General features: G+C 62.7%; 12 protein-coding genes. 10 read left to right on the top strand and 2 right to left on the bottom strand.

Annotated elements, in window-relative coordinates; translation table 11 throughout:
* Positions 1-512 precede the first annotated feature (512 nt).
* Entirely contained in the window at positions 513-1532 is a 1020-nt protein-coding gene (locus tag J4O76_RS18570; protein ID WP_426283509.1) for a LacI family DNA-binding transcriptional regulator, read from the bottom strand.
* Positions 1533-1539: 7 nt separating this feature from the next.
* The gene (locus J4O76_RS18575; RefSeq protein WP_426283511.1) at positions 1540-2778 is read right to left on the bottom strand and encodes an MFS transporter; all 1239 of its coding nucleotides are present in this window, start codon (positions 2776-2778) and stop codon (positions 1540-1542) included.
* A 185-nt stretch (positions 2779-2963) separates the two neighbouring features.
* Here J4O76_RS18575 and J4O76_RS18580 point away from each other — a divergent pair, with 185 nt between their 5' ends.
* The 10 genes from J4O76_RS18580 (at position 2964) to J4O76_RS18625 (ending at position 17163) form a co-directional block, all read left to right on the top strand.
* Positions 2964-5234 (top strand): beta-glucosidase, encoded by a 2271-nt coding sequence (locus J4O76_RS18580; protein ID WP_426283775.1) that lies wholly within the window; start codon positions 2964-2966, stop codon positions 5232-5234.
* A gap of 137 nt (positions 5235-5371) precedes the next feature.
* Positions 5372-8644, top strand: a complete 3273-nt coding sequence (locus tag J4O76_RS18585; RefSeq protein WP_426283513.1) for a TonB-dependent receptor — start codon at positions 5372-5374, stop codon at positions 8642-8644.
* 55 nt (positions 8645-8699) lie between these two features.
* Positions 8700-9401 carry a SapC family protein gene (locus tag J4O76_RS18590; RefSeq protein WP_426283515.1) on the top strand — a complete coding sequence of 234 codons (702 nt, stop codon included), beginning with the start codon at positions 8700-8702 and terminating at the stop codon, positions 9399-9401.
* The gene (locus tag J4O76_RS18595) at positions 9394-10428 is read left to right on the top strand and encodes a cupin-like domain-containing protein (protein WP_426283516.1); all 1035 of its coding nucleotides are present in this window, start codon (positions 9394-9396) and stop codon (positions 10426-10428) included. Before J4O76_RS18590 ends, J4O76_RS18595 begins: the two co-directional genes overlap by 8 nt.
* Positions 10425-11924, top strand: coding sequence for a tryptophan halogenase family protein (locus J4O76_RS18600; protein WP_426283518.1), 1500 nt, complete (start codon positions 10425-10427; stop codon positions 11922-11924). The genes J4O76_RS18595 and J4O76_RS18600 overlap by 4 nt, the downstream gene beginning before the upstream one ends.
* A gap of 386 nt (positions 11925-12310) precedes the next feature.
* Positions 12311-12736: a hypothetical protein gene (locus J4O76_RS18605; protein WP_426283520.1), complete on the top strand. Its 426-nt coding sequence runs from the start codon at positions 12311-12313 to the stop codon at positions 12734-12736.
* Positions 12737-13080: 344 nt separating this feature from the next.
* Positions 13081-13503 carry a DUF2946 family protein gene (locus tag J4O76_RS18610; RefSeq protein WP_426283522.1) on the top strand — a complete coding sequence of 141 codons (423 nt, stop codon included), beginning with the start codon at positions 13081-13083 and terminating at the stop codon, positions 13501-13503.
* A gap of 131 nt (positions 13504-13634) precedes the next feature.
* Positions 13635-15803, top strand: a complete 2169-nt coding sequence (locus J4O76_RS18615) for a TonB-dependent receptor (RefSeq protein ID WP_426283524.1) — start codon at positions 13635-13637, stop codon at positions 15801-15803.
* 110 nt (positions 15804-15913) lie between these two features.
* Positions 15914-16321: a MerC domain-containing protein gene (locus J4O76_RS18620; RefSeq protein WP_426283526.1), complete on the top strand. Its 408-nt coding sequence runs from the start codon at positions 15914-15916 to the stop codon at positions 16319-16321.
* Between the two features lie 380 nt (positions 16322-16701).
* Positions 16702-17163 carry a VOC family protein gene (locus J4O76_RS18625; RefSeq protein WP_426283528.1) on the top strand — a complete coding sequence of 154 codons (462 nt, stop codon included), beginning with the start codon at positions 16702-16704 and terminating at the stop codon, positions 17161-17163.
* Positions 17164-17462 lie beyond the last annotated feature (299 nt).

The following is a 17462-nucleotide window of genomic DNA, read 5'->3' on the forward strand; positions in this document are numbered from 1 at the left end:
CCGCCTCCGGCGCTGAACACCGGAGAGAACCTCGCCATCGTTGTAACGCCTGGTCGTACCGTCAGTCATATGCCTCACTCTTATCTAAGAGCGGGGCCCTGTCAGGTCATTTAGGGGGCCACCTCACATATTGTCTTCGTTAAAGACACATGCAGAGAATGAAGTGCAGCCATATTGCAGACTTAGCTGCTTGGGCGAGGGGTGTCACCCAAATCGGGCAGAAGGCTGAGCCGTTCTCTCGGCAATCGCGACCAGACCTTCACTCCATGATGCGTCGCCGGATAAGCCTGCGCCAAGGATCTTCGCGTGCGGTGGTAAATACCTAAATCAAACCACCGCGGCGAATATGAATGGATGGCCGAAGTTGAAGAGAAGGGAGGAGTTTGCGAGTGTCCGCTTGTATTTTTGCTTCAGATCGGAGCCCATAAGTGAACCATTGTAACCATAAGGCTGGTCGATGGTAACAAACACCTAAATATTGGAGATGCTTTCGGTTAGCCTGTTTCCGTACATTAAGCCGGGCCCGAACTCGAACGCCCTATAAAAGTATATGGTACCTGAACCGATCGCGCGGGCCGGTCGCCTGCCTGTTGGTACGAGGGATCGGCCAGGATATCGATGGCAACGCTTGCAAGAACGGCATTGGGCTGACGAATTGTGGTCAGCTGAGGCCACGCCATGCGGGAAATAGGCGCGTCGTCGAAGCCGACGACGGAGAGGGCCTTTGGTACGGGAATGTTCCTGTGCGCGGCGCTGACCAGAACACCCAGAGCCATCTCGTCGTTGGCGGCGAACACGGCGCTGGGATGGTCGTTGGTCGAGAGGATCGCGTCGCCGGCCGCCATGCCCGACCTGAAACTGAAGTCGCCGGCTTGAATCCAAGCATCTCTAATGCCGATTCCGGCGCAACGCATCGCGTCGCAAAAGCCCGCCAGTCGTTTGCCAGCCGCATCGTGTGATACGATCCCCTGAACGAACGCAATGTCGCGATGCCCCAGCGTGATAAGGTGATCGGTCATATCGCGCGCGGCCTGGTAGTCGTCGATGTGAATCACCGCGGCCGATGAGCCGTTTCGTGATGAATTCAGTTTCACGACCGGGATGCCGCGTTGATCGAGCAGGTCGGTGAGATCGGACCAGTCGCAGATCGGCGGGGTTAGAATGACCCCGGCGAGCTGCAAGGCCTGCAACGTTCTTGATACCTCGTCGAGCGTCTCGGGCCCGTCGCGGTCGATCCTTTCGACGACGAGATGATAGCCGTGATGGCGGCAGCGGGCCATTGCGCCCAGTTGGACCTCTGCAGCGTACCCCGATGCCGGATCGTCGAAGAATAATCCGATGAGGTAGGACCGCGAACTCGACAGGCTGCGGGCATAGGCGTTCGGGCGATAACCCAGTTCCTCGACGACACTCAGCACATGGTCTCGTACCGCTGGCCGAACATGTGCCTCCGCATTCATCACCCGCGAAACGGTCTTGGGCGACACGCCTGCAGCGCGCGCGACATCCTTGATAGTTACCGGCGGCATCATCGTGTTATCAATCCCATGTGCGATGCCGCCACCACGCGAACGCCGCGATGAACGTGTAGCAGATGCCAGGGAGCATGAATGACATCCTCAAGCTGACCACGTCCGCGACAACGCCGGTCAGCAACGGGATGACGGCGCCCCCGACGACTACCATGCACAACAGCATCGAGGCATAGGTCGCGGTGGAATGATCGTCGGGCAGCGAAAGCGCGAAGATCGTCGGATACATGATCGCGTTGCACAGCCCGACTGCAAGCAGCGCCGTGGCAGCCACGGGCCCGTGCAGGCCGATCGCCGCCGCCACGAGCGCGACGGCGGCGATCGCGCAACCGAGCAGCATCGTCGGCGCACCATAGCGGGTGAGGTAGCGCGCGCCTACCAGTCGGCCGACCAGCGCACCGGTCCAGTACAGACCCACGAGTTGCCCCGCCGCGACCGGCGAGACGTCCAGAATGTCGGGCATCGCCAGATATTCTACGAGCAGCGTGCCGATCGTGACCTCGGCGCCGACATAGGCGAACATCGCGCCGCCACCTGCCAGCAAGCGCCGGTTCGACAACACGCCGACGATGCCGGAGAGCGGCACGCGACGCGGCGCCGAGGACGCGCGCAGCAGATCGCGTTGGCAGATGAAGGCTGCGGCAAGCACAAGTGCTACCAGCGCGACCGCAAGGAACGGCAGAACGACTCGTAAGTGGTCTGCCAGGTCACCAAATCGTTGCCTACCCGTCCCGAGCAGCAGCGCGGATCCTGCCAGGGACGCCAGTACGGTACCAAGCGAGTTGAAGCCTTGCAGCAGGGTCAGTCGGGAGACGGCGCGGCGTGCCGGTTCGACAACCGGGACGACTATGTTGGCGGCGATCTGCAGGAAGGTGACGCCGCCGGCAATCGCGAGGAGCGAGAGTAGAACCGTCATGTACCCAAGCGACCCGAGCGAGGCAGCCAGCAGGCCGCAACCCAGCACGATGACGACCAGTCCCGCCGCGATGCTTCGCATGTAGCCGAACTTCACCACCACCACGGTGATCGGCACGGCGAAGAGGAGATAGCTCGAATGGAACGCGAACTGCACCAGCAGCGAGCGCGTGTGGTTCAGACCTTCGATCATCCGCAACCGGGGCACCAGCAATCCGACAAGCGAGTTGAGGAATCCGCCGAGAAAATAGACGCCGATACAAAGCTGGAACAGCAGTGTCGCGCGCTGTTCGCCGGTAGCGGGCGCAAGGGGCATGCTGCTGGTGTTCACGCCTCATCCTAGCAAGGCGGGGCTGCTGCGCAATGTATGACAACGGCATCGTGCTTCGCATTGACATCGATGTCGGAGTTGGCGATCACGCTGCCAAGCCGCTCGGGAAAATGCGGCATGGGAGGATATCTACGATGAGCACGGGATTTCCGCGCATCGCCTGCGCGCTGCTGAGCGTCGCGCCGATGGCGCTTTCGGCGCAGGCTCTGCCAGGGGTGGGGTCTGCAAAAGCTTCAGCTTCCAAGGTGGCTGGCGGAACGGGCGCAAGGACGTCGGAAATCTGGCGTGACACGACGAGAACCGCGGCGGACCGGGCTGACGCTTTGGTAAAGGCGATGACCAGGGCCGAAAAGCTGCTGTACGTGCACGGCATATTTCCGCCGATGGCGAAGCCGATGACATCCGACATGATTCCGTCCGCCGGTTACGTGCCCGGATTCCCCCGTCTGGGTATACCGACGTTGCGTGAGAGCGATGCGTCGCTGGGCGTTGCCAATCAGGTCGAGCAGCGCAAGGGCGATGTGGCCACGGCGCTTCCCGCAAGCCTTGCCACTGCCGCGAGTTTCGATCCCGCCATTGCCTATGCCGGGGGCGCGATGATTGGCAGCGAAGCGCGGGCGAAGACCTTCAACGTATTGCTTGCGGGCGGCGTGAACCTGACGCGTGATGCCTGGAACGGGCGGAACTTCGAGTATCTCGGCGAAGATCCGCTGCTCACAGGCGTCATGGGCGCGGCGTCGATCCGGGGCGTCCAGTCGAACCATATCGTCTCGACGATCAAGCATTTCGTCCTGAACAGCCAAGAGACCGGGCGAGCCGTTCTCGACGCGCGGATCGATCCGACGGCACTACGGGAAAGCGACCTGCTGGCGTTCGAGATCGCGATCGCGGATGGGAAGCCGGGCTCGGTGATGTGCGCGTACAATCGCATCGACGGCGACTATGCTTGCGAGAACAAGTTCCTGTTGACCGACGTCCTGCGCAGGGACTGGAAATATACCGGGTTCGTCATGTCAGACTGGGGTGCCGTACACTCAACCGAGAAGGCAGCCAATGCCGGGCTGGACCAGGAGTCCGGCCAGGAACTGGATGCCAAGGTCTACTTCGGCACCCCGCTTGCGGACGCCGTCGCTGCCGGGCGGGTCTCGACGGCACGGCTCGACGACATGGTACGCCGGATCCTGACCGGGGTCATCGCCAGCGGTCTTTACGACAATCCCACGCCTAAATCCGCACAGCCGATCGACTATGCCGCCAACGCCGAGATCGCACAGCGTACCGCCGAGGCCGGTATCGTTTTGCTCAAGAATGAGAAGGGTCTTTTGCCGCTTGCCAAGACGGTACGATCGATCGTGGTCATCGGCGGTCATGCTGACGTCGGCGTGCTGTCCGGGGGCGGCTCGTCCCAGGTTCGCTCCGTCGGCGGCGTGCCGATCGAGATCCCGCTCAAAAGCGGCGCGGCGGCGTCGTTCGCCCGGGTCACCTATCACTCGTCATCGCCGCTGCGTGCCATCAGGGCTCTGGCGCCGAACGCGCAGGTGACGTTCGTCGACGGCACCGACCCCGTTGCCGCCGCCAAGGCGGCCCGCGCCGCCGACCTCGCGATCGTGTTTGCAACGCATTGGCAGACCGAAGCGCAGGATGCGCCCTCCTTGTCGCTACCTGATAATCAGGATGCGGTGATCGACGCAGTCGTCGCCGCCAATCGACGTACCATCGTCGTGCTGGAGACCGGTGGACCGGTTCTGATGCCGTGGGCCACGCGGGTGCCGGCGATCATCGAGGCCTGGTATCCGGGCCAGCGCGGCGGTGAGGCGGTCGCGCGCGTGTTGTTCGGCGAGGTCGATGCGTCGGGCCGGCTGCCGATCAGCTTCCCGCGGAACATCGAGCAACTCCCTCGCCCTCGGCCGGTGACGTCGCCGACTGGCGCGACCAGCAACGACGCCTCCGCCAATGCCGGCGCCGGAGATGCCAGCCTGCTTCCGGCCTATCCCGTCACCTATCAGGAGGGGGCGAACGTCGGGTATCGTTGGTATGCCTCACGCAAGGACACACCGCTGTTCCCCTTCGGCTTCGGGCTGAGCTACGCCAACACGAAGATCAGCAACCCACGGTTTTCAGGCGGGACCAATGCCAGCGTAACGTTCGCCGTTACCAATCAGACCGCACGTACCGGCACCGCCGTACCTCAACTCTACGCGACGTCGCCGGACGGTGGCGCGCCTCGGTTGGTCGGCTGGTCACGTCAAACGCTGGCGGCCGGCGAGACCAGGAACGTGACGATCACAGCCGATCCACGCGCGTTGGCACGGTGGGAGACCTCCGGCTGGCGCTTAAAGGGCGGCGCGTATGCGCTAAAACTCGCGACGGACGCGCAGACGACGATCGGCGCAGGGACGGTCATCCTGACTGACCGGCGCCTTGCGTCGGCCCGTGCTGCTTTTGACACACCTTGAAACAAATCCGGGCCTGTTGGACATCGATGTCACGCTCTGATTGACATCGATGTCGGACGGCAGCACGGTTGAGTAACGCGGGGTTACACCGCCAGAATCATATACCGGTAGGGACATGCCGGTCAGGGAGGATGAGTATGAGGGGATCTATTCCGTCGGCGTTCGCGCGTTCGACGTCGGTGTTCGCGCTGGTGGCGGGGCTGACGATGCCCGGCTTGGCGAATGCGCAGGCCGCTCCAGATCAGACGCCGACCGTTCAGGCTCAACAGGGCACGCCACAAGCCGATACGTCGCCAGGCGTTCCGCAGGTTGAGACCGGTGCGACCGCGACCAACGCGATGCCCGACCAGGCCCCAGGCGACGAGATCGTCGTGACCGGCGTTCGTGCCTCGCTCGAGCGGTCGATCGCGATCAAGCGGGACTCGTTCGGCGTCGTCGATGCGATCAGCGCGGAAGACATCGGCAAGTTCGCCAACACCAACCTCGCGGAATCACTGCAGCGCATCACCGGCGTGTCGATCGATCGCCGCAACGGCGAAGGCTCGACCGTCACGGTTCGCGGCTTTGGCGCGCAGTACAACCTCGTCACACTCAACGGCCGCCAGCTCGCGACATCGAACATCGTTGCGGTGGGCGGTGATCAGGGCGGAGACGGCGCCGGTGGCTTCGGTCGTTCGTTCGACTTCTCCAACCTCGCTTCCGAAGGCGTAAAGACGCTGGAGGTCTACAAGACCGGCCGCGCTGCGATCCCCTCGGGTGGCATCGGCGCGGCCGTGAACGTCGTCAGCCGTCGTCCGCTTGATTCCAAGGACACGGGTCTGCTGGGCTCGCTCGGCGTCAAGGGCAGCTACGACAACAGCTCGTCAGACTGTTTCGACTGCGGTGCGCGCGTGACGCCCGAAGTGTCGGGTACCGCCAGCTGGAGCGATCCCAACCAGCGCTTCGGCGTGTCGCTGTTCGGCAGCTACCAGAAGCGCAACTTTAGCTTCTCGAGCGTCGCGCCGGACAACTGGAACATCCGGTCGCTGACCGACTTCCTCAATCCCGGCAACGGCTTCGTCAACGGTCAGACGGTGATCAATAACCGTCCGACCAATGGCAACGTCCTGGTCTCCGTACCGAACGACTCGCGCTATCACTTCTCCGAGGCGAGCCGCGAGCGCATCAACGGGTCGGGCGTCATTCAATTCCGTCCGACCGATACGCTGACCTTCACTGCAGACGGTCTCTACGCCCAGCTGCGCCAGTCCGAACGTCGCTCAACCCAGTCCAACTGGTTCAACCGCCCGTTCGGCGTGGTCACGTTCGACGACGCCAGCAATGGCATCGCGACGACGAGCTTTCTGTCCGAAACGATCAACGGCGTGAAGGATGAAGCGTTCGAGCAGGCGTATCGCGCGCAGAAGAACAAGCTGTACGACTTCGGGGGCAACATCGAATGGAAGCCGACCGAGCGCTTCTCGCTGGCGATCGACGGCCATATCGGTCGGGCCGACAGCTCGCCTGACAATCCCAATGGCCAGACGTCGACCACGGTCGCCTTCAACGCGCCGGTCGTCGCCGCACATTCGCTGACGCTCGGCAAGAATGGCTTTCCGCAGCAGACGATCGCGATCAACGACGGTTCGGCCAGCACAACGCCCAACGGCCAGTCCTTCATCAAGGGCAACGGCAACGGCGTGATCGATCTCGGCGATCTGTCGAGCGCGGTACAGCGTCAGTTCGCGTCCAATCAGACGCAGCGCGTCAAGGAGCTTCGCGCTGACGCCGGATGGGCACTGAATGATCAGCTCCGCCTCGACGCCGGTGCCGATTATCGCACCACGAATACGCGTCAGACGCAGTACAACACGCGCCAGGTCCTGGGTGACTGGGGCAATTCGCTGCCGCCCGACATCGCGCGTCTCGCGCCCGGTCAGGTCTTCCAGTTCTGCAACGTGTGCAAGTTCGAGCACAACGACGGAAATCCGGACGCCAATACGCTGGTGGCATTCCGTACGCAGGACGCGACGAAGCTCTACAACACGCTGCACGACTATTATCTCGGCGTGACGAATGACGGCGTGAACCACGCCGACAACATCGACGCGAACGACGACAATCGCGTCCGCGAAAACATCTGGTCGGGCTATGTCCAGGGATCCTGGAACGGCAAGCTGTTCGATCACAATGCGCAGCTGGTTGCCGGCGTCCGGTACGAGAACACCAAGGTGCGTGCGGTGTCGCTCCAGCCGGTACCGACCGCGGTCGTGTGGACTGCCGACAACGACTTCTTCGTGTTGAACACCGCCGATCGGCAGACGCTGTCGTCGCGTGGCGGTTACAGCAACTGGCTGCCGTCGGTGGATGCCAAGTTCGAGGTCGTCGACAACCTCTTCGCCCGCGCCTCGTACAGCAAGACGATCTCGCGTGCCGGTTACGGCGACCTGTTCGCTTCGACCAACGTCGCCGGTCCGGGCCGCCCGACCGCGATCGGTGGCATTGCCACCGGCACGGCGCACAACACCGATCTCGATCCGCTGTCGTCGGACAATATCGACGTCTCGCTCGAATGGTATCCGCGCAAGGACGTGTTCCTGTCGGCGGGCTTCTTCAACAAGAAGGTCCATAACTTCATCGGCCAGACGGTGGTCAACCGCAATCTGTTCGGTCTGCGCGATCCCACCTCGGGCACCGCCGGGACGCGTTCGGGTACCGCGCGGGAGCAGCTCGCCGGTACGTTCAACGCCGACATCACCGACGTGAACTTGTTCACCTACACGGCGCTGCTGCAGCAGAATGCGGGCAACGTCGCGACGACGAACGCCCAGTTCGCGGCAAACTACAACACGCAGAGCCGCGCGTTGAACCAGGGGTTCGTCGATCAGATCCTCGGCCAGTACGATATCACCGCCAATGGGCAGGATCCGCTGTTCAACTTCGCGGTGAATACGCCGATCAACAACCAGGACGCGCACATCTACGGTGTCGAACTCGCCGGGCAGTATTTCCTCGGGGATACGGGCTTCGGCGTGGCAGCCAGCTACACGCTCGTACGCGGCAACATCGGCATCGACATCGCGGCTGATCCGAGCGTGAACACGTTCGCACTGGTCGGCCTGTCTGATACCGCCAACGCCACGCTGATTTACGACAAGAACGGTATCTCGGCGCGCATGTCGTACAACTGGCGCGACAAGTTCCTCAGCGGCATCAACCGCGGCGGCGATCGCAATCCGGTGTTCACCGCGCCCTATGGTCAGCTCGACCTGTCGGTGAACTTCGACCTCACCTCGCGTTTCGCGCTAGGGTTCGAAGCGATCAACATCACCGAGGAGGGCGTGCGCTCCTACGGCCGCGACAAGAGCAACATCTGGTACCTGTCGGAAGGGTCCGCACGGTATCTGGTCGGAGCGCGATACCGCTTCTGACCAAGCGGCGAGAAGGCCGCTGACGACAGCGGCCTTCCTCGTCTAGGATCATCTCATGGCCTCGGTACTTCTCAACAACATCGACCACCGCGATCTGCGTGTCGCGGTCGGTCATCACGCGCGCTACGGCGATGCGATCAACCAGACGCGCGTCTTCCCGGCCGAGTTCGAGGAACTGCAGCGCGACTATGCGATCCTGCTGCGTCGCGATGAGCATGGTGTCCTATTCTCGACCGTCCTGTTGGGGCTCGATCTGGATGAGAATCTATTCCTGGACGGCGAGAAGTGGGACGCGCGGTACGTTCCGGCGGCACGGGCCCGCGGTCCCTTCTCGATCGGTTCGGGTGCCGATGGCGAACCTATGATCCACGTCGATCCGGACCATCCGCGCATCGTCGATAACGGCGAGCCGGTGTTCCGCGAGCTCGGCGGTAACGCGCCGTTGCTCGATCACGTCTCGGCGATGCTGCAGCGGATCTATGTCGGCCTGGAGACCGAGAAGGCGATGTTCGACGCGTTCGCCGCCGCCGGCCTGCTCGAACCCGCAACGCTCCAACTCGATCTCGCCGACGGGCGTCGTTATGACATTCCCGATCGCTTCACCGTCGATGCGGGGAAGCTGGCTGCGCTCGACGGCGATACCCTGGCACGGCTCCACCGCGACGACTTCTTGCGTCCGGCGTTCTGGATCGCCTCTTCGCTCGGCAACCTTCGCCACCTGATCGATCGGAAGCTGCGGAATGAGCTTCATGGCTGAGAAATTGCACGTATCGCGACGCGTGCGCGAGATCGATCACTCCGGTGTTCTCGATCTGGAGGCGTTGATAGCGACGGAAGAGCCGGTGATCCTTCGCGGGCTCGCCGCCGACTGGCCGCTGGTCCAGGCCGGACGCAGGTCGCCGCAAGAGGCTGCCGCCTATCTGCGCCGGTTCGACGCTGGCCGTCCCGTCACTGGCTATGTCGGCGAGCCCGCGATCAGGGGACGCTTCCATTATGACGAGACCGCCACCGCGATGAACTTCTCCGCCCAGCGGATCGCGCTTGGCGACTTCCTCGATTCCGTGCTTGGTCATCTCGGCGACGCCGAGGCACCCGCTTATTATATCGGTTCCACCGATCTCGACACCTATCTCCCCGAGTTCCGCGCCGAGAACGACCTGGTGCCGCACGGCAACGTGTTCGATCGCCACCCGCCGCTCGCCAGCATCTGGATTGGCAACCGCACGATCGCGTCCGCGCATCATGACATGTCGAACAACGCGGCGGTCTGCGCAGTCGGGCGACGACGCTTCACGCTGTTCCCACCGGACCAGGTCGCCAACCTCTATCCTGGCCCGCTTGCGCCTACGCCGGGTGGACAAGTCGTGAGCATGGTCGATTTCGCCGCGCCCGATGTCGATGCCTATCCAGGCTTCGCCGCCGCAGTCGCCGCCGGATCGGTCGCGGACCTGGAGGCAGGCGACGTCCTCGTCTACCCGGCTTTGTGGTGGCACCATGTCGAGGCGCTCGACGACTTCAACGTGCTCGTGAACTATTGGTGGAACGCGGCGCCCGCCTTCATGGATACGCCGATGGACACGATGCTGCACGCTCTGCTGAGCCTGCGCGACCGGCCCGCGCAGGAGAAGCGCGCGTGGCGCGCAATGTTCGATCATTACGTGTTTGGCGATGCGGAAGCGGTCGCAGCGCATCTACCACCGCCTGCGCGCGGACCGCTCGCACCGCTCGACGAGCCCGGCGCACGTCAGTTGCGCGCCTACCTGCTGCACCGGCTGAACCGATGAACCATACTTCTGAACCTCCACGTACCCGCGTCGTCGTCGCGGGTGGTGGCACCGCGGGGTGGATCGCTGCCGCAGCAATCGTGCGCCAGCTCGGGCCCCTGGTCGATGTAACGCTCGTTGAATCGGACGAGATCGGCACCGTCGGCGTCGGCGAATCCACCATACCGACCGCGCGCAGTTTCCACGCGTTTCTCGGCATCGACGAGGCCGCGTTCATGCGTGCCACGCAAGCCACCTTCAAGCTCGGCATCGCATTCGAGAACTGGCGCCAGGTCGGCGACCGCTATTTCCATCCGTTCGGCAGCGTCGGCAGGTCGGTAGCTATCGCCGACTTCCAGCATTTCTGGCTGGAGGCACGGGCACGCGGGTTCGGTGGCGCGTACGGCGACTATTCGCTCGAACAGCAGGCTGCCGGCGCGGGCCTCTTCGGTCACGACGAGCAGCATTCGCTGGCCTACGCCTATCACCTCGATGCAACCGCCTATGCCCGGTTCCTGCGCACGCTGGCCGAACCCTGGGGCGTCCGGCGCGTCGAAGGACGCATCGAACGGGTCGAACGGGACGGCAAGGGGGGCAATATCGCCGCGCTCGTCTTGGCATCGGGTGAGCGGATCGCGGGCGACATCTTCATCGATTGCACCGGCTTCCGCGCGCTTCTGACCGAAGGCGCGCTCGGGACTGGCTTTGAGGACTGGTCGGAGTGGCTTTCGACCGACCGGGCGCTTGCCGTGCAGACGGAGACGGTCGCCCCCCCCGTGCCGTACACGCGTGCGATCGCGCACGATGCCGGCTGGCGCTGGCAGATCCCGCTCCAGACGCGAACCGGCAACGGCCTCGTCTATTCCAGCGCGCATATGAGCGACGACGAGGCGCACGCGACATTGATCGGTGCTCTGGATGGCCGTCCGCTATTCGAGCCGCGACCGCTCCGTTTCCGCTCCGGGATGCGACGCCAGGCCTGGAACCGAAACTGTATCGCGCTGGGTCTGGCGGCGGGATTCATCGAGCCCCTCGAGTCGACCAGCATCCATCTGATCATGAACGCGGTGATCCGCCTGATCCAGCTGTTCCCATTCCATGGCGACGATCACGTGGCGCTTGCTGCGCGCTTCAACGCGCAGTCGCGCCACGAGTGGGAGCATGTACGCGACTTCATCATCCTCCATTACCATGTCACCCAACGTGACGATTCTCCGTTCTGGCGCGACTGCGCGCGCATGACGATCCCCGATAGCCTCGCTGAGCGGATCGCACTTTTCGCAAACACCGCTGGCGCCTGGCAGGGACAGGACGACCTGTTCAAAATCGATTCCTGGGTGTCAGTTATGCTCGGGCAAGGCGTCGTGCCGCGCGCGCATCATCGCATCGCGCGCATCATCAAGGAACACGAGTTGCAAACCTCCTTCGAAGATCTTTCCAAAGGAATAGCGGGTACAGTGCGGGCACTACCGCGACATTGCGACTTCCTAGCCCAGTATTGCCCGGCTGACGGCTGATGCATCACGTAGCCGCTTGTCTAGACAGATATCTTACATGAGGAGAATACTCTAATGTGAGGAGAAGGTGCTCTTCAGAAAGAGTGTTCATATCCACAGGTCGCTGATTTCTATCAGCCATCCGCGCTCCCGTTTCCAAAGGCAGCGACCCACCCTCTCTCACGATGAACGGGCGTCCGAAGTTGGGAGCAGAAACAGGCGCTCAAACGTCCGCTTCTGGGTCACCGCAGATGCAGCCTCGAAGGCGAAATGGCTGAATGGTATTGTATCTTCGCCCCGCGGCCAGCATTTCATTCGCAATTTCGGTGCCTAAGCTATCCTTCCATAAGGTTAGGAACCAGTGGTCGAACCCATGCGCCCCAAGCGCTGGCATTGAGGGAACAGCGATGGATGAGTTTGCCCGCATGATGAGTATGGAGGGTGTGCGTCCTCTCGATAGCCCGAAGGAAAAATCTCGCCGTGTCGTCAGACAGCCGTCTTCAGTCCCCAACCAGCCTTTAGTACCACCGTCGGAATTGGGGCTAGGTGGCTACGCATGGGTTACAGGAATTCGTGCGCGCACAGCGCTTGAGACGGCGCTGGAGCGCCTTGCGAACGAGATCCGCAATGGACGGCGTGGCTGGGCAACCGGCATTCTTCAGGATGGCAGGACGGTCACATTGCCTGCTTCTGCAGGAGCGGCATCGCTGCTTGGCACCGCGGATCGCCAATCGCTGCGCCTTATGATTGTCGGTGGCGACGGGTGGACCTTCGTAATGCATCCGATGATGGGGGTCGCTACGCTCGACGACGACCCTGCCCAATCCGAGTGAACGGGCGTCCGGAGATGGAATGCGGGTGGCACGCTCCGAACGTCCAAAACTGGGTCTTCGGCAGGAGCTATAGGGCAGGACGTTCGTCCAATATCAGATACTGAGCCTGGGGATCCTCGAGCCGAGATCAGCCATGCGTTAGGCGCGATCATTCCTACTTTCCCATCCTCGAAGAGCGATTTCGGAATGGAGTTATCGAGAACGGTTTTAGAGAGGGGATGGCGCGACGCCTGCCGGCGCCATCGCCAACGACTATCCTGCTCACAAGCGCGCTTGTCGGTTGGGGATCTGCCGCCTAAGGAAGCATGCAATGTTACTTTACAACATCACATGCTGATCTGACCATGACCGTGGCGGTTTGCGAGAGCGGGCAGCAGCGCGAGGCCACGCTGCTTCGACACGCGAGCATCCGCGCGCTTCGCAGTGCGCTGCTTGTCGCGGCCTTGTTCGCGATCCTGTTCCAGAGCTTCATCGTTCAGGCACATGCGCATACCTACCACGACACGGCGCCGACCGGTCATTCGGTTGCGACGCACACGCTAGCCGGTGTGGCCGATGACGCCTCAACGCAGCAGGACGAGTCGGATTGCTCGATCTGCTGGGAAATGGCGCACAGCGGCGTTTTCGTCCTGCCCGGCGACCCCGTTTTCCTTACCCCCAAGACCATCGAAATCTGGCTCGTGGGGCTGTTGCCGTCGGTATCCGTCCGCAACGGACGCTCTCACGCCTGGCGCAGCCGCGCGCCACCGCTCCCTCTCCAAGCCTGACACTATTTTAACGGGTGCGGTGTCGACGAACGCCGGTCCGTACCGCGTCGGCGTCGCGTAAGCGCGATCCGTCGCTCTAGGTTCCTGGAGCTCTTTTAAAAATGCGACATCTTCTTCTGCTGGGCGTAGCCATGGCTGCACCTTTCGCCCTGTTCGTTCCCGCCAGCGCGTCGGCGCAGACTGCCTCGGCCGATACCACTGCGGTACCACAAGCAGATACGTCGGTCCCGTCCGCCGCTGCGACTCCCGCTCCTGCCGCCGGCGGCGATATCGTCGTGACCGCGCGGCGGCTCGATGCTGCGCGCGATGCGATCCTCCCCTCGCTGGGGTCGAGCGACTATACGCTCGATCGCGCGCTTCTCGAGCGCCAGCCGGGCGGTCTCAATCGCAGCTTGGCGCAGGTCCTGCTCCAGGCACCGGGCGTGACGCTCGACAGCTACGGCGCGATCCATGTCCGCAACGAACACGCCAATCTCCAATACCGGCTGAACGGCGTGATCGTGCCGGAGAGCATCTCGGGCTTCGGCTCGACCTTCGATCCGCACATCGCCAAGTCGATCGACCTGCTGACCGGGACGCTGCCTGCGCAATACGGCTATCGGACCTCGGGCGTGATCGATCTGAAGACCGAGAACGGCGCGTTCGAGAATGGCGGCGATCTCGGCTTCTACGGCGGCAGCCGCGGTACGGTCCAGCCGACCGCCAGCGTCCATGGATCGAGCGGCGGGCTCAATTATTTCGCGTCGGGCAGCTATCTTGAGAACGATCTCGGCGTCGAGAACCCGACCGCCTCGCGCGACGCGATCCACGATCATACGCGCCAGTATCGCGGGTTCGGCTACGTCTCCGATATCCTGTCCGAGACGAGCCGGTTGACGGCGTTCGGCGGCACGTCGATCGGGTATTTCCAGATCCCGAACAACCCGGGGCAGGTACCGGCATACACGTTCAACGGCCAGTCGACGTTCGACTCCGCCAAGCTCGACCAGAACCAGCGCGAGATCACGCATTACGGCGTACTCGCATATCAATATGCCGGCGACGCGTTCAACTTCCAGATCGCGCCGTTCGTCCGCTACTCGCAGACCCGGTTCACGCCCGATCCGCAGGGCGGCGACCTGATCCTGGCAGGCGTCGCCGACACGTCGCGCCTGTCGAGCCTGACCGCAGGCGTCCAGGCCGATGGCAGCTACAAGCTGTCCGACAGCCATACCCTGCGCGTCGGGCTGTTCTTCCAGAACGAGCGGACGCGATCGAACATCTCGTCACGGGTCTTCTCGGTCGACGATGCCGGAGCCCAGACGTCCGACGTGCCGCTGACGATCAATGATCGCGGTGGCCGGAGCGGGCAACTCTACGGCGTATATCTTCAGGACGAATGGTCGCTGACCCCGACGCTGACGCTTAACTATGGCGCGCGGTTCGACGCGGTGCGCGCCTATACCGACGAGCAGCAGGTGAGCCCGCGCGCCAACCTGGTATGGAAGGCGGATGGCGCGACGGTGTTCCATCTCGGCTATGCGCGCAACTTCACGCCGCCCCCGCAGGAACTGATCGCGTCGCCCACGCTGGCGCTGTTTACCGGCACGACGAAGGCGACCGAGGTCTCGACCGCGGATCCGGTCCGCGCCGAACGCGAGCATTATTTCGATGGCGGGGTCCAGCACATGTTCGGCTCGGCGTTCAAGCTCGGCATCGACGCCTATTACAAGATCAAGCGCAACCTGCTCGACGAGGGCCAGTTCGGGCCGTCGCTGGTGCTGTCGCCGTTCAACTACGCAAAAGGCTACGCGTGGGGAACCGAGGTCACAGCCAGCTACACCAAGGGCCCGCTCGATCTGTACGCCAACGTCGCTCGAGGACAGGAGAAGGGCAAGGACATCGTCTCGAGCCAGTATTTCTTCGCACCCGACGAAATCGCCTACATCGCCGACCACTACATCTTCACCGACCATTCGCAGCGCTGGACCGCGTCGGCGGGTGGCAGCGTGTCGATCGACGACGGCATCGGCAAGCTCGTCCCCTCGATCACGATGCTCTACGGCGACGGCCTGCGTTCGGACGATCCCGCCGGCATCGTGCCGAACGGCGGCAAGCTGCCGTCCTACTTTACGGCGGATCTCGGCATCACGCAGAACATCGATGGGCCGGGAGTGCTGAAGGGCATCGCGATCAGCTTCAACGTCACCAACATCGCGGACAAGACCTTTCTGCTGCGTGACGGATCGGGCGTCGGGGTCGGCGCTCCGCAATATGGCGCGCGACGGGGTGTGTTCGCGGGCATTCGCAAGAGCTTCTGAACCTTTAGGCAATCAGTCCGGTCGGTGGCAGCACGACCGACATAGCTTTCGACGATCGGGGTTGGTCACCCCCGGTCGTCGTCCCCGATCATCAACACAAGGAAACATCGATGTCCCATGGACAGGATCTCGTCGACGCTCGCGCGACGGACTGGCTGGAGCGGGTCGCGGTCAGCGCGTCCGCTGTGTGTCTGGTACATTGTGTCGGACTGCCGCTCCTCTTGGCTGCACTGCCGGCGCTGGCGGCGGTCGTTGCGGTGCCCGAGAGCTTTCACGTCTGGGTTCTCGCCTTTGCCGTACCAGCGTCGGGGATCGCCCTGCTATTCGGCTATCGAAGCCACCGCGCTCGTTTGCCGCTGTTGGTCGGCGGTTCGGGATTGGCGTTGCTCGCACTCGGTGCCCTGGTACTGCTCGGCGGTCCGTTCGAGACGTCGGTGACGATCATCGGCAGTCTGACCTTGGCAATCTCACACGTGATGAACTGGCGACGCCGGCACAGTAGATACAGACATGACTGAGCGCGTCCTAGTTTTCGAGAATAGGCATGCCAGAATCCTCCTGACTGGCGATATCCCGAGCTAAATATGAAGCAAAAATCGGTTCAATCTCCGCGATCAACGAGCGTCCGGAGTCGAAGGCTAGGATGGTCGCCTGAGTGACTGGAGTTGGGTCTCCGGGGCCGCTGGTCGCCTGATCGCTGCATGACCAAGCTCGACTGCCCCCAAGGTCTTTCGCATCCTGGAACTCGCTGCTTTAAGAGGCTCGAAGCCTTTCCGTTTCTCCGTGTCCATCAGCCCATATTGGGAAAGTGTATGCGGGGAAGGGTTTAGGGAAAGCGGTTTACGATGGTGAACGGTCGCGTGGTAAGCACGGGCGGCATACCAGTGAGAGGGCAGTAATGACGGACGCCGCAAACGTAATCGCCGTGGACCACACAGGCTTCGCTGTGTCGTCTTTGGACGAAGCCGTTCGGTTCTGGACGGGAGCGCTCGGTTTCACACTTGAGCGGCAATCGGAGATGGGGGGCGACTTCCTGCATCAGGTGACAGGTGTCGATGATCCGAAAGTGAGAACGGCAATCGTCAAGGCACAAGACGGCTACGTGGTCGAACTGTTGGAATATTCAAACGGGCTCCAGAACGGGACGGTGCCCAGCGGCGCGGGATCGATCGGAGCGGCCCACCTGGCTCTGACCGTAAAGGATATTCATGTCGCCATTGCCCGCGTCGAAGCCGCAGGATGGAAGGCGAAAGGCAATCCGCTGCCAATTCCGGGGGGGCCACGGAAGGGGACGTTGGTGGCCTACGTTTCAGGCCCCGATCATATCACGATAGAGTTCATGCAGCCGACAGCTCGTTAATGGGCCGGCAAAAGCTTTGCCGCGTCATCATCCTTTTGAAAGCTGGCGAGGCAGCGTGCAGGGCCGAGGCTCAGCACCTGCTGCAATACTGAATGGATGGCAGAAGTTGGGGAGCCAGAAAGAGGCCGTTAATGACCGCAAGTGGGTCACTCATAAGCTGCGAGGATCGCGACTCAGTGCATCAATGAGAACGTACGGCGCGACATTTAAGCCGCGCGCATCGCGCGTTCCTTGGGGAATGACTTCCATCTAGGTACCGAAGAACGATATGTTCTGCCCTGTCTTGGGGGGCGCGCTGA

The sequence above is a fragment of the Sphingomonas sp. NFX23 genome (assembly GCF_049887795.1).
Classification (GTDB): Bacteria; Pseudomonadota; Alphaproteobacteria; order Sphingomonadales; family Sphingomonadaceae; genus Sphingomonas.